Source organism: Bifidobacterium sp. ESL0822, from assembly GCF_052606675.1.
Genome location: NZ_CP199596.1, coordinates 1,824,303 through 1,836,980 on the forward strand (window position 1 = coordinate 1,824,303; position 12,678 = coordinate 1,836,980).

Annotated in this window: 9 protein-coding genes; 6 read left to right on the forward strand and 3 right to left on the reverse strand. The window is 60.8% G+C overall.

Features of this window, described 5'->3' with window-relative positions; genetic code table 11:
* Positions 1-114: 114 nt before the first annotated feature.
* From ACUIAF_RS07125 to leuA, 4 genes are all read left to right on the forward strand, one after another.
* A complete protein-coding gene (locus ACUIAF_RS07125; RefSeq protein WP_046323455.1) occupies positions 115-1,476 on the forward strand; it encodes an MFS transporter in 1,362 nt (453 codons plus the stop codon).
* Between the two features lie 94 nt (positions 1,477-1,570).
* Positions 1,571-2,263: an L-ribulose-5-phosphate 4-epimerase gene (locus ACUIAF_RS07130; RefSeq protein WP_046323911.1), complete on the forward strand. Its 693-nt coding sequence runs from the start codon at positions 1,571-1,573 to the stop codon at positions 2,261-2,263.
* Positions 2,264-2,347: 84 nt separating this feature from the next.
* Positions 2,348-2,968 (forward strand): DUF5701 family protein, encoded by a 621-nt coding sequence (locus ACUIAF_RS07135; protein WP_015022545.1) that lies wholly within the window; start codon positions 2,348-2,350, stop codon positions 2,966-2,968.
* Between the two features lie 254 nt (positions 2,969-3,222).
* Complete coding sequence (gene leuA / locus ACUIAF_RS07140) at positions 3,223-5,133, forward strand: 2-isopropylmalate synthase (RefSeq protein ID WP_445338364.1); 1,911 nt, start codon at positions 3,223-3,225, stop codon at positions 5,131-5,133.
* 109 nt (positions 5,134-5,242) lie between these two features.
* Here leuA and ACUIAF_RS07145 read toward each other — a convergent pair whose 3' ends face one another.
* Positions 5,243-7,489 (reverse strand): transglycosylase domain-containing protein, encoded by a 2,247-nt coding sequence (locus ACUIAF_RS07145; RefSeq protein WP_198217282.1) that lies wholly within the window; start codon positions 7,487-7,489, stop codon positions 5,243-5,245.
* Positions 7,490-7,682: 193 nt separating this feature from the next.
* On the opposite strand from ACUIAF_RS07145, the gene ACUIAF_RS07150 reads away from it, so the two are divergent.
* Positions 7,683-8,825: an inositol-3-phosphate synthase gene (locus tag ACUIAF_RS07150; RefSeq protein WP_198203201.1), complete on the forward strand. Its 1,143-nt coding sequence runs from the start codon at positions 7,683-7,685 to the stop codon at positions 8,823-8,825.
* Between the two features lie 141 nt (positions 8,826-8,966).
* Here the strand turns inward: ACUIAF_RS07150 and ACUIAF_RS07155 are convergent, their stop codons facing one another.
* Both ACUIAF_RS07155 and ACUIAF_RS07160 read right to left on the reverse strand, forming a co-directional pair.
* A complete protein-coding gene (locus ACUIAF_RS07155; RefSeq protein WP_445338366.1) occupies positions 8,967-10,490 on the reverse strand; it encodes an alpha-L-arabinofuranosidase C-terminal domain-containing protein in 1,524 nt (507 codons plus the stop codon).
* Between the two features lie 12 nt (positions 10,491-10,502).
* Positions 10,503-11,753 carry an MFS transporter gene (locus ACUIAF_RS07160; RefSeq protein ID WP_110417726.1) on the reverse strand — a complete coding sequence of 417 codons (1,251 nt, stop codon included), beginning with the start codon at positions 11,751-11,753 and terminating at the stop codon, positions 10,503-10,505.
* A gap of 196 nt (positions 11,754-11,949) precedes the next feature.
* Between ACUIAF_RS07160 and ACUIAF_RS07165 the strand changes: the two genes are divergently transcribed.
* Positions 11,950-12,660 carry a TetR/AcrR family transcriptional regulator gene (locus ACUIAF_RS07165; RefSeq protein WP_015022539.1) on the forward strand — a complete coding sequence of 237 codons (711 nt, stop codon included), beginning with the start codon at positions 11,950-11,952 and terminating at the stop codon, positions 12,658-12,660.
* Positions 12,661-12,678: the final 18 nt, after the last annotated feature.

Consider the following 12,678-nt stretch of genomic DNA (forward strand, 5'->3'; position numbering starts at 1 on the left):
GCCCGTCACAGCATTCTCCAAGGACGGAGAAGGCGGCCCGGACCATCCGGCCCGACCCATACCGGGGTCGGGACACCATCATCATGATCATCCGAGAAAGAAAAGCAACCCATTATGAGTGATACACATGTCACACAGGCCGGGGACGCACTGACCGCTTACGAGCAGATAGACGCTCGTCCCCTGACCGGACATCAGAAAAGCATCATCGGCCTGGCCATAGCCGGCAACATATCCGAATTCTTCGATATGTTCCTGATTGGTTTTGTGGTCTCCCTCCTGACTTCGGCCTGGCACCTGACCGGGGTTTCCGCTGGAATCATCCTGGCCTGCTCCGGGCTGGGCACAGTCATCGGTTCCATTCTCTGGGGACGTTTGGCCGATCGCTTCGGCCGCAAGCATGCCTTCCAGTGGTGTGTTCTTTGCTTCGTGGTCTTTACGGCCCTGTCGGTATTCCTGCCTGACGGTGCCTGGATCCTGCTGGCCATCCTGCGCATCGGCGTGGGTGTCGGCGTAGGCGGTCTTAACATCATCTCCATCCCCTATGTCCAGGAATTTGTCCCGGCCAGGCAGCGCGGCATGCTCTCCGGCCTGGCTTCGGTCTTCATTCCTATGGGACTGCTCCTGGGATCCGTCTCGCAGAGCCTGATCGGCGACAATTGGCGCGTGCTGGTGGCCCTGGGCGTTATCCCCGTCCTTCTTCTCTTCTGGTTGGCGACGGTGCCTGAGTCCCCCCGTTTCTACCAGAGCGTGGGACGTGACGATGATGCCCGCAAGGCCTTGGCGTGGGCTCTCGAGCTCCCCGTGGACCAGGTCGGCGCCCTGCCCAAGGTCGAGCAGGAGCAGAAGGCCAGCTACCGTCTGCTTTTGTCCAAGCATCTAAAGCCGCTGGTCATCATTTCGGTCGGGTCCTTCTGCTTCATTCTGGGTTCCTTCGCCATTCAATCCTGGGGTCAGACGCTGATGAAGGATGCCTTCGGCTTTTCAACGCAGATGGTGGCCTACCTGTTCATGGGCGTCTCCGTGGCCGACTGCATAGGCAGATTCGGCTCTGCCTGGCTAGCTGACATCATCGGCAGGCGTTGGACCATGTTCTCCTTCGGCATCATCGGGGCCTTGGGATGCTTCTATGCAGCCTTCTTCCACAATTCCGGCTGGCAGTTCTACATCGCCGTCCTGGTCATCATGACCTTCGCTGACGGTGTCTTCGGCATTCTCAATGCCTTCGGCGGCGAGCAGTTCCCCAACGATGTTCGCTCTACCGGACTGGGACTAGGATACGGCATCGGCGCCACGGCCAAAATCGTAGGCCCTATATTTATGGGGCTGCTGGTGGGCGGCGACTATGTCTCCCAGCACATCAACATCGGCGTTGTCACCACGGCATTCACCTTCTTCGGTGTCTGCCTGGTCATCGGTGCTGTCATATACCTCTTTGCCCAGGAGACCAAGGGCAAGGATCTGGAAAGCCTGTGAGGATGCGCAGCTTGGTCTGCACACGCAGGTAAGCAAACCGGGCCGGCTTTTCGCAGGAAAGGTCGGCCCCATATCGGGAATGGTGGTGGTTCTTATGACGTCCTTGGCTGATTTTCCTGACGAGGTACGTGTCGAGGTAGATCTGGTCCGCGAGCATGTTGCCGCCCTGCACGAGCAGCTGATCAAGTGGGGGCTGGTGGTGTGGACGGCGGGGAATGTCTCACAGCGTCTGCATTCGGCCGACTTGCTGGTGATCAAGCCATCCGGGGTGCGCTATGAACAATTGACGCCGGAATCAATGGTGGTCACGGATCTTGAGGGGCATGTGGTGGACGGATCTGCAGCCCCCTCCTCGGATGTGTTTTCACATGCCTACATCTATCGGCACATGCCTGAAGTGTTTGGCGTGGTGCATACGCATTCCACTTTTGCGACGGCCTTTGCCGCAGTGGGCCGGCCAATTCCATGCGTATTGACGATGATGGGTGACGAGTTCGGCGGCCCAGTGCCGGTGGGTCCCTTCGCCTTGATCGGGTCAGATCAGATAGGTCGTGGGGTGGTCGAGACCTTGGCGAAGCAGCCGGGCTGCCCCGCAGTGCTCATGCGCAATCATGGCCCCTTCACGGTTGGTGTGGATGCTGAAGCTGCGGTAAAGGCGGCGGCGATGACGGAGGAAGTGGCGCGTACGGTATGGGCTGCTGAGCAGATCGGTACGCCTGTGCCCCTGTCCGACGAGGATGTGGCCAGTCTGAACGACCGATACCAGCACGTGTACGGCCAGCACTGAATCTGAATACGGTGCCTCGCCCCGGCATGCAGGTGTCGACAGTGCAGGTGCTCGCCGCAGCAGATTCGAATTAGACTGGAGGCCATGACCAGATCTTCCCAAGAAGTGCAGCGGCAACTTGATCGGATCGTGGCCCTGGGCTATCCGGATGTGGCGGACATCAGCGCCGCCGCTTTCAGAGCCTTGGCCCAGCCCCTGATCTCCGCGCTGGAGTCCACTGAGCTGGGTGAGCAGATTCTGCTCATCCCTACCAGGGAGCTGGTCTCGCCCGAGTCGCTGATCGCCCGGACCAGCATCAATCGCATGGCCGGTTTTACCACTATGCCGCCGCGCGACATCGCCAGCTTCCTGCCTCAGAACGGATTCGAGCCGCCTGAGGGACCTTTCTACATCGTCCTGGATCCGCATACCGGCACCTGCTACACCAACCGCGAGCCGGACGTGGCCCGCAAGCTGATCGACTCCGACGACCGGCTCCCTCTGACCTTGGAGGAGGGCCTGGCCATCGCCACCCAGCATCCCGACTGGTTGGCGGTCAAGAACGGTTTCAACCTCCTGGGTTCCCACAGCGCCGATGGGCGCGTGCCCAGCATCTGGATGAGCCAGAACGCCCCCCGTCTGGGCTCGGTCTGGCCTAACTCGCGCCATACCTGGCTGGGCAACGCCTACTGCGAGGGCCGTCGCGGTGTCTCACTCTTCCAGTGAATCCCTTCAACTGAATCTTATGCGGTGAGCACTCTGTAAGTGCTTGCACGGTCTGGAGCTTGCAACTTGGGTAACCTTGCGAATCATGCCAGACCCTGTTCCCTCGCCTTCCCCTGCGTCGTAATGCGGACCCGGACCGCATGTCCCGGCTCTCCTCCGGTAAAATAATGGCACCCCCGGTACGGTTTCGGCCTGCCCGAACACCCATGGCCGGGTGATATTGCGGTTTCCGACGAACGAAAGAAGGAGGAGAGATGGATCAGGATCGTGCATCCGTGTTTGATCTTGCGGCCCAGGCCGCGGCGTCCAATGGAGGGAACAACGACCTGCTGCTGCCTCCCCCCAGGTTTGTGGGTTCGCCGCAAAAGCCGAGCGCCATGCCCTACAACAAATATGTGGCCTACAACAAGCAGGTGCCATTTGACTATCCACAGCGCACCTGGCCGGGCAAGACCCTGAAGCGGGCGCCCCGCTGGTGCTCGGTCGATCTTCGCGACGGCAATCAGGCCCTGGTCGACCCCATGGATTCCGAGCGCAAGCTGAGATTCTGGAATCTGCTGATTTCCATGGGCTTCAAGGAGATTGAGGTGGGCTTCCCCTCGGCATCCGAGACCGATTACGACTTCATCCGCCTCCTGATAGAGCGCGAGCTGATTCCCGACGATGTGACCATCGTGGTCCTGACCCAGGCTCGCGAGCACCTGATTCGCCGTACCTACGAGGCCCTGCGTGGAGCCAAGCGGGCCGTGGTTCACTTCTACAATTCGGTTTCGGTCCTGCAGCGGGAGGTGGTCTTCCACAAGGACAAGGCCGGGATCAAGAAGCTGGCCACCGATGCAGCCGAACTTTGCCGCTCCCTGGAGGCCGATGCCGGAGGCACTGATCTCTCCTATGAGTATTCGCCCGAGTCCTTCTCCGGCGCGGAACCCGAGTATTCCCTGGAGGTCTGCAACGCGGTCATCGACGTGATCCGGCCTACGCCGGAGCATCCCATGATCATCAACCTGCCCAACACCGTGGAGATGACCACCCCCAACGTCTTCGCTGACGAGGTGGAGTACATATCCACCAACCTCAAGGACCGGGATGCGGTGGTGCTCTCTCTGCATCCTCACAACGACGAGGGCATGGCCGTAGCCGCCACTGAACTCAGCCTGCTGGCTGGGGCTGACCGGGTGGAGGGCTGCCTGCTGGGCAATGGCGAGCGCACAGGCAATGTCGACATTTGTACGGTGGGGCTGAATCTGCTGGTCCAGGGAATCGATCCCCAGCTGGACTTCTCCGACATGCCCGGCATCCGTCGGACGGTGGAGTACTGCAATCAGATCGCCGTCTCCGAGCGGCATCCCTACGTCGGCAACTTCGTCTTCACGGCCTTCTCCGGCTCCCATCAGGATGCCATCAAGAAGGGGTTGGACGCCCGGCAGCAGGCGGCTTTGCGCGCCAACGCCAATCCTGACGACTTCCTCTGGCTGGTGCCCTACCTGCCCATCGATCCCAAGGATGTGGGCGGCAACTACGAGGCCATCATCCGGGTCAACTCCCAGTCGGGCAAGGGCGGCATGGCCTACCTGCTCAAGGCAAACCATCATCTGGATCTGCCTAAGCGCCTCCAGGTTGAGTTTGAACGGCTGGTCCAGGGCTATGCCGACAGGACCAAGCGCGAGGTCAAGGATGCCGACATCTGGCGCCTCTTCAAGGATGAGTACCTGCCCGTGGAGGCTGGTGGAAGCGTGGTCGGCGGCGAGTCCATGGCCGATCAGTGCGACGAGACTCTGCGCCAGTGGGGTCGTTTCAAGCTGCTGAATGTGGCAGTCACCTCCGGTGAGGACGGCTCCGACACCGCCCTGGATGCCACACTGCTGGACCGGGGGCTCGCCCCAGGCGACCCTGAGGAGCGTCGGCGTGTCCAGGGGCATGGGAACGGGCCTATTGCGGCCTTCCTGGATGCGCTCAAGTCCTTGGACCAGACCGTCTCGGTCCTGGATTACGCCGAGCACGCCATGACCGCCGGCACGGATGCTCTGGCAGCTTCCTACGTGGAATGCCGGGTGGGCGAACCGGCCAGGTCCCGGGTCATCTGGGGCGTGGGCATCGACTCGTCCATCTCTACCAGCTCCCTCAAGGCCATCATCTCGGCCCTCAACCGTTTCCAACGAGGCTAGAAGTCATAGAGTGGGCGCAGCTCCCGTCAGCCTCACGGCCCGATCCGAACGCAGCTGATTGGGCCGGATCGGGCCTGGTTGTCCAACGTGCCAGGTTGTCCACACTGGTTTACTGCTGGGATGACTCTGACTCGGAGTTGCCCCCAGTGGTTCCGCTCTTGCTGTCCTCGGTACCACCTCCATTGCCTGAACCGCCTCCATTGCCTGAACCTGAACCGTTGCCGGCTCCTGACTCCTGCTGGGGAGCTGTGTGCTGTTGGCTGCGTTGCTGAGGCACATATCCATAGTTGTAGCTGCGCTTGGGCGTATAGGAGTAGCTCTGCCTATATCCGGTGCCCCAGCTGCCATCCGGCCCGCCGATCTTGCCATGGTCTTCGGCCGCAGGGAAGCGCTCCACTGGGCTGTTGCCCAAGGCCGACTTCATGTACTGGGTGAACAGCGGGACCGGTAGAAACTCATTCTGATAGACCTCGGGCACCTTGAGTGCGCTGCCGTCCTGCCCTTGGTTCCAGACAGCGAAGGTGGTCAGAACCGAGGGGGTGAATCCGACGAAGGATATGGCTGTCTGGTCGTTGGCCGTGCCTGTCTTGCCGGCGATGGGCCTGCCCAGGGAACGCGCATAGGTGGCGGTGCCGTATTGAACTGTGGTGCTCATGGCTTTCTGCAGCAGGGCCACCTGGTCGGCGTTGAAGACCTGATCCGACTGGATCGCGGCCGTGTAGAGCTCCTGATCCTTGGCATCCTTGACCTGGGCCACCAGATGCAGCTGTGGCCGCTTGCCTCCATTGGCCAGAGTGGCATACCCCTGTGTCACATCATAGACCGAGAGGGCATCCAGGCCCAGGGTGTCGAAGGTGGTCGTGTCGTCGATCTTGCCGGTGATGCCAGCTGTGTGGGCCACCTGGGCGATTTTTTGTGAGGTCACGTGTTCGCCCAGGTCCATGAAGACCGTGTTGACCGATCTGGCGAAGGCCGAATAGAGATTGATGTATCCGTAGCTGACGTTTCCGTCGTTGGCGACGGACTTGCCTACGCTGGAGAAGGTGCGCGGTGAATTGCCGTTGAAGACCGTGTTCAGGTTGACTCCATCCTGGATGGCGGCCAGGAGCGTGTAGGCCTTCATGGTCGAACCCACCTGGTAGGTCGCCTGATCCACGTTGTTGAGCGGGTGGGTCAGGTAGTCGTCACCGGCATACAGGGAGATGATGGCCCCGGTCCTGGGATCGACCGAGAGCCCACCGGTCTGCAGGGTGGGTGGCTGACGCTTGTTGCCTGTGGATGGGCTTGCCACCTGGAACATCAGATCCTGCTTGTCCTTTTGGATGGTGGTGATGATTCGGTAGCCGCCAGTATCCAGATCGTCCGCGGTAAAGGGGGCCTTTTTGCCGGAGGCCAGCTCGTTGCGGACCATACGCAGCAGATAGCCGTTGGGCCCCTGATAGACGTTCTGCGGCGAGTACTTGATGGTCTGGGGCATCTGGGCGCCGACCCGGTCCTGGCGGCTGATGTAGTGGTCCTCCTCCATTATGCCCAGCACCCTGTGGAAGCGCGATTCGGCCTGCTTGGGGTTGATCGCCGGATCCCAGGAGGCCGGGGCGGGGATGATGCCGGCCAGCATGGCCGACTCGGGCATGGTCAGGTCCTTGGCGTCCTTGCCGAAGTAATTCTGGGCGGCGGCCTGGATCCCGTAGGCGCCGCGGCCGAAGTAGATGGTGTTCATATAGTTGCACAGGACCGCGTCCTTGCTCTCGGTCCTGGAAATCTTCAAAGAGAGGATGGCCTCGCGCAGCTTGCCCTTGTAGGAGGTGGTCTCGCCCAGATAGTAGCGCTCAGCGTACTGCTGGGTGATGGTGGATCCACCCTGCCGGGTGCCCTTGGTCACGTTGTTGAGCAGGGCACGGCCGATGCCTTTGAGGTCGATGCCGTTGTCCTTATAGAAGGAGCGGTTCTCCGAGGCGACGACCGCATTGCCCACATACTTGGGCAGGACAGCGCAGTCGATGATTTCCCGGTTCTGATCGGCGTAGGTTCCGATGGGTGTTGTGCCGTCCGCATAGTAGACCGTGGTTTTTTGTGCCAGGGCCTGCTTCTCCGGTGGGATGATTTCAGTGGTCAGATACAGGTATGCGAAAGCCGCCGCCCCGGCGACCAGCACCAGTCCCAGCAGGGCCAGGGTCCACTTAAGCACACGATGTGACTTCTTGTGGGGCCGCCTGCGACGAGGTCCGCCGCCCCGGGGATTCCGGTCGGCATGCCGCGAGGTGAGCCTGTCGGCGCGATTCCTGCCCCCACTCGCTCCGGACTGGATCCTGCGTGTGGGCGAGGTCGAACTGACTGAACGAGTCTGATTGGCCATGCCAACCACGCTATCCGGCAGGGCTGAAAACTGTTCGACCTAGGGCTGAACGTTCATCATTTTCGTACGTTTGCACCATCCTTTGGGGTCTATACTGCCAGCGGGCGCGCATATGAAGCCCGATTCCACCATGCCATCCATCGGGAGAAGGTATGCTTAGGTTGGAATAACTCAGTAAATCAGAGGAGTTTGTATGAGCATCCGTGTAGCTATAGCGGGCGTGGGTAACTGCGCTTCCTCGCTGGTACAGGGAGTCGAGTATTACAAGGACGCCAAGGATGATGACAAGATCCCCGGCATCATGCACGCCAATTTCGGTGGCTACCGCATTCGTGACGTGGAGTTCGTGACCGCTTTCGATGTGGATTCACTCAAGGTCGGCAAGGATCTGAGCGAGGCCATCTTCGCCTCGCAAAACAACACCTACAAGTTCTGCGACGTTCCCAACAAGGGCGTGGAGGTCCTGCGCGGGCCGACCGGCGACGGGCTGGGCGAGTACTACCGCAAGATGATCACCGAGTCGGATGCCGAGCCCGTGGATGTGGCCCAGGTTCTGCGCGACAAGAAGGTCGATGTGCTGGTCTCCTACCTGCCCGTCGGCTCTGAGCAGGCCGACAAGGCCTACGCCACCGCCGCCATCGAGGCCGGTTGCGCCTTCGTCAACTGTCTGCCCGTCTTCATCGCCTCCGACCCCGAGTGGGCTCAGAAGTTCCGCGATGCCGGGCTGCCCATCGTGGGTGACGACATCAAGAGCCAGGTGGGTGCCACCATTACGCACAGGGTCATGGCCCGTCTCTTCGAGGACCGCGGTGTGCGCCTGGACCGCACCTATCAGCTGAACGTGGGCGGCAACATGGACTTCATGAACATGCTGCAGCGTACCCGTCTGGAGTCCAAGAAGGTTTCCAAGACCCGTGCGGTCACATCCATTGTTCCTCACGACATGGATCCCCACAACGTCCACATCGGTCCCTCGGACTATGTGGCCTGGCTGGATGACCGCAAGTTCGCCTTCGTGCGTCTGGAGGGCACCACTTTTGGAGATGTCCCGCTGAATCTGGAGTACAAGCTGGAAGTCTGGGATTCACCCAACTCGGCCGGTATCGTCATCGATGCCCTGCGCGCCGCCAAGATCGCCCTGGACCGCCACCTGGCCGGTCCGGTGCTGGCGCCCAGCTCCTACTTCATGAAGTCGCCCGCTGTCCAGCATGAGGACAACGAGGCCCGCCAGCTGGTCGAGGATTACATCACCGGCAAGGTGGAGGGCGACGAGAGCGCCCTGGATGCCGATGTCAAGGCCGCCAAGGAGAACGGCAAGGACGTCTGGCACGCCTGAGTAGAGTCAGTCGGGCGCTGTCAGGCGCCTGATAAAGCATGTGGCCGACCTCTTTCGGAGGGTCGGCCACATGCTGTTTTATATGTTTGAACGGCGGATTGCGGGCATGGTGCCCAACCTGCCGGTTGATGCTTTCCGCTGTCAGACCATGGCCAGGTCGAGCACATTCACTGAGGCCGGATCCAGGCGGACCGTAATTTCACGTCCTTCGGGGATGTCCGAGACATCGACCCGGCGAGCCCTGACCTGGTTCGGGTCCGATCGGGTATTGCAGGCATGTGGATCCTGCGTTGAAAGGCTTTGCATGCCTACAGGACGCACAGGCTCAGGCAGGGTCAGCCTCGCTTCGGTGGCGGAGGCCATGTCGGTGTTGACCAGGTCCACCATGATGTGTCCGTTCTTGACCGAGGCAAAGACCTTCAGGGACGGGTTGTCGGCTTCCGGCAGGCTTTGGATTGCGCGGGCCCCCTGGTGGCACCGGTACATCATGAAGACGTCGTAGTTGGGGGTCAGGATGGTGGCTTCGTCCTCGGTCAGGATCAGCGAGTTGAGGACGTTCAGGGTCTGTGCGTTGCAGGCCATGGAGACCTTGTCGCACCTGGACTGAAGGATATCCAGCGTCAGGGCCGAGGTGACCGCGTCGCGCATGGTCACCTGCTGCCGGAGCGCCGGACGTGCAGTGAAGGCATCGCCATGCCAGTTGCCCCATTCACCCATGACCAGATCGACCTTTGTCAGCCTGGAATCCATGGTGCTCTCAGGGTGGGGCATGGCGGCCAGGCAGGCCTGCATCAGATTCCACTGCTGGTCGATGACCTCACCGAGCTCGAGGGCGCCTCGAATCACACGATCCCAGCCATCCTGATCGAATCGGGTGGAAGTGTCGTCGGGGTGGTCGATGTTCCAGTTGTAGAAGTGCAGGTCGTAGGCGGCGATGGGCGGCTGGCGGTACTGGGCCAAAGCCTGGAAGAAGTCCCTGGTCCAGCGCACTCGTTCCATAGGCTTGTTTCCGTCTGGACCGCAGGCGATGGGCCGGATCATCGGGGGCTGGTCCGCGTTCTCGGCGAAGGAGGGCATGGCCGAGGCGAACATCCGATAGCGGTCCGCGTACATGGACGGGGTCATCGTCCCCCCGCCGGACCAAGGCTCGTTCCCCAGACCCCAGAACTTCACGCCGTATGGGGAGGGGTGGCCGTTGGCGGCACGCATGGCTGACATGGCCGTGCCCGATGGACGGTTGCAGTACTCCATCCAGTCGCGCATCTCGGCCACGGATCCACTCAGCATGTTCACGTTGATCCAGGGTTCGGCCCCAATGGCCTGGCACAGGCGGAGGAATTCGTCAGTGCCGAAACCGTGTCCGTCAGGTTGGTAGGTGCCGAAGTTCTCGTTGTATCCCACCGGACGCTGATTGCGGGGCCCGACTCCCTGACGCCAGTGGTAGGTGTCGGCATAGCAGCCGCCGGGCCAGCGCAGCAGGGGAGGCTTCAGTGCTTTCAAGGCCTTGAGGGCGTCCGTGCGGATGCCATTGGTGTTGGGGATGGATGAATCCGTGCCCACCCATAGTCCCTGATCTATGCACTCGCCGAGGAATTCAATGAACTGGCCGTGCAGGTAGGGGCTGATGGTGCCGGTGGTCAGGCGCGGGTCGATGTGGATGCTCAATGTCTGGACTCCTTACTTGATGGTGCGGATTCGGCTGATGAAGATGCAGGCCAGCAGCACCAGGACGATGGCGGTGGGGAAGACCAGCTGGTAGGACTTGGTCACCGAGACGATCAGCGAGGTCACCATGGGCCCCACCATCTGACCCAGGGTGGTGGCGATGTTGAGGATGCCCAGATCCTTGCCGGCCTCCTCGGCATTGGGCAGAACGTCCACGTTGAGTGCCTGGTCGACCGACCCATACATTCCGTAGCCGAAGCCGCCGATGGCGGTGAACAGGATCATGCCCACGGGGCTATGGATGATCCAGGGCATGGCGTAGCCCAGGGCCAGAAGCAGGCTGGCAATGACCACGGGCATCTTCCTGCGGCCGATTCTGTCGGAGATCGGCCCTGCTCCCAGGGCCGCGATCATGGAGACCACAATCAGCACCAGGGACATGGTCGACATGGTGGCCGCCGAGTCCTTGACGGACTGGCCCATGTAGTCCTGGAGGATGAAGAGCTGGTAGTTGAGAATCATGTAGTAGCTGAACAGGAGCAGGGACCGCCCCGCAAAGGCCAGCCAGAAGTCGGGTGCGTGGCGAGGCGGGCGGAAGGATTCCAGGATGGAGCGCAGGCTGCTGCTCAGAGCGGGCATGTCCTTGGAAGAGGGTTCCTTGGGCCAAATGACCACTGTGACAAGGCCGGCCACGCCCATTACCAGGCCGGACATGATCCAGCCGGGGATTTGCATAGTGATGAACCGGGCGCCGACCAAGGTGCCCAGGGAGTTGCCCACCAGATTGCCCGCCGATATAAATGCCGACATGGTGGCCCGTTGTGATTCGGGAACACGGTCGGACAGGGAGGCGACTACTGGCGAGATCATCATGTTCAGGCCGACCATGGCCAGGCAGTAGAAGATGCCGATGATCCAGACGTTGGCAATGATACCCATGAGGAAGAGTGAGATGCCGGCTATAAGGCCGCCGGAAACGACCCAGGGGGTTCTGCGGCCGAAGATGGAACGGGTCCTGTCGGACAGGTTGCCCACGATCAGGTTGGATACCAGGGAGGTTAGAGCCGTGGTGGCGTTGAAGACCCCGGATATGGCAACCTTGGATCCCGGAGCGATGTCGGTCAGGCGTTGGGGCAGCAAGACCGAGGCGACGATGGACAGGGCCATCATCCAGAACAGATTGAAAATGAAGAAGGCAATGCAGTATCGGCTTTTGGCTGCGGTGCCGAGCTCCTGCCCGCCTGCTGAATCGGCTTGTGTCATTATCCGACTCCCTTTCTTTTGGTGCGTCTGTGCACAGTGGGGAAGCGCCGTGCTTCCCATATTGTTTTATATCTTAAATATATAAAACAAGCAAGAGAGCAGGTAAGCATGGGCGGTTCCCATTTTGGGAACGGGGTAGAGAAAGGGGCTATGCACGGCCTAGGACGGTCTGTCGGCCAACGGTATGATGATTCTGATGAGTGATGCGAACAGGAAGACCAGCAACAGGGCGGGCGGCGATCAGGTCGGACGCCTTCCAGGGCGCCCGATCGGGGCTCGTCGGCGGATGCCCCCTGATGAACGTCGCAGACAGATAGCCCGGGTCGCCGCCCAGATGATCGCCTACTACGGTACCTACGGCGTCTCCATGCAGGCCATTGCGGATGCAGTGGGTCTGACCTTGCCGGGATTGCGTCATTATGCCCGCACGCGCGAGGAACTGCTCTCTTTGGTTATCCAGGTCTACTACGATCAGGGTTCTTTCACTTTTGGATCAAAGCCCGGCGAGCGCGATGAACTGGCCATTGGTCGAGACCAGGAGGGGCATTCCCTCTATTCGTTGCCTGGTTACCTGCGTCGTCTGGTCAAGGAGAACGCCGAGCGTATGGTCCTGGTCATGCTCTTCATGCATTTGGCTGTGGAGGCTCACGATCCTGCTCATCCCGCACACGAGTACTACCGTGATCGCCATGCCCGGATGATTGACTTCATGGACGGGATCCGCTGGAAGTTGCCTGAGCCCTATCGGGATCGGTCGGCCTTCCACCGGTTGATCAGAACCGTTTATTGTACCATGGATGGGGTGCAGATTCAGGCGCTGACCAATCCTGACGACGACATGATCGCCCTGTGGGCAAAGGCGGAACCCATTCTCTTCCCGTCACCCCAGTGGGATGATTGCCGCTAAAGTGTCGGCACGAATCGG

Excerpts from the sequence above, each read along its gene's own strand:
- ACUIAF_RS07125 (WP_046323455.1), top strand. The coding sequence starts at position 115 with ATGAGTGATACACATGTCACACAGGCCGGGGACGCACTGACCGCTTAC.
- ACUIAF_RS07130 (WP_046323911.1), top strand. The coding sequence starts at position 1,571 with ATGACGTCCTTGGCTGATTTTCCTGACGAGGTACGTGTCGAGGTAGAT.
- ACUIAF_RS07135 (WP_015022545.1), top strand. The coding sequence starts at position 2,348 with ATGACCAGATCTTCCCAAGAAGTGCAGCGGCAACTTGATCGGATCGTG.
- leuA (WP_445338364.1), top strand. The coding sequence starts at position 3,223 with ATGGATCAGGATCGTGCATCCGTGTTTGATCTTGCGGCCCAGGCCGCG.
- ACUIAF_RS07145 (WP_198217282.1), bottom strand. The coding sequence starts at position 7,489 with ATGGCCAATCAGACTCGTTCAGTCAGTTCGACCTCGCCCACACGCAGG.
- ACUIAF_RS07150 (WP_198203201.1), top strand. The coding sequence starts at position 7,683 with ATGAGCATCCGTGTAGCTATAGCGGGCGTGGGTAACTGCGCTTCCTCG.
- ACUIAF_RS07160 (WP_110417726.1), bottom strand. The coding sequence starts at position 11,753 with ATGACACAAGCCGATTCAGCAGGCGGGCAGGAGCTCGGCACCGCAGCC.
- ACUIAF_RS07165 (WP_015022539.1), top strand. The coding sequence starts at position 11,950 with ATGAGTGATGCGAACAGGAAGACCAGCAACAGGGCGGGCGGCGATCAG.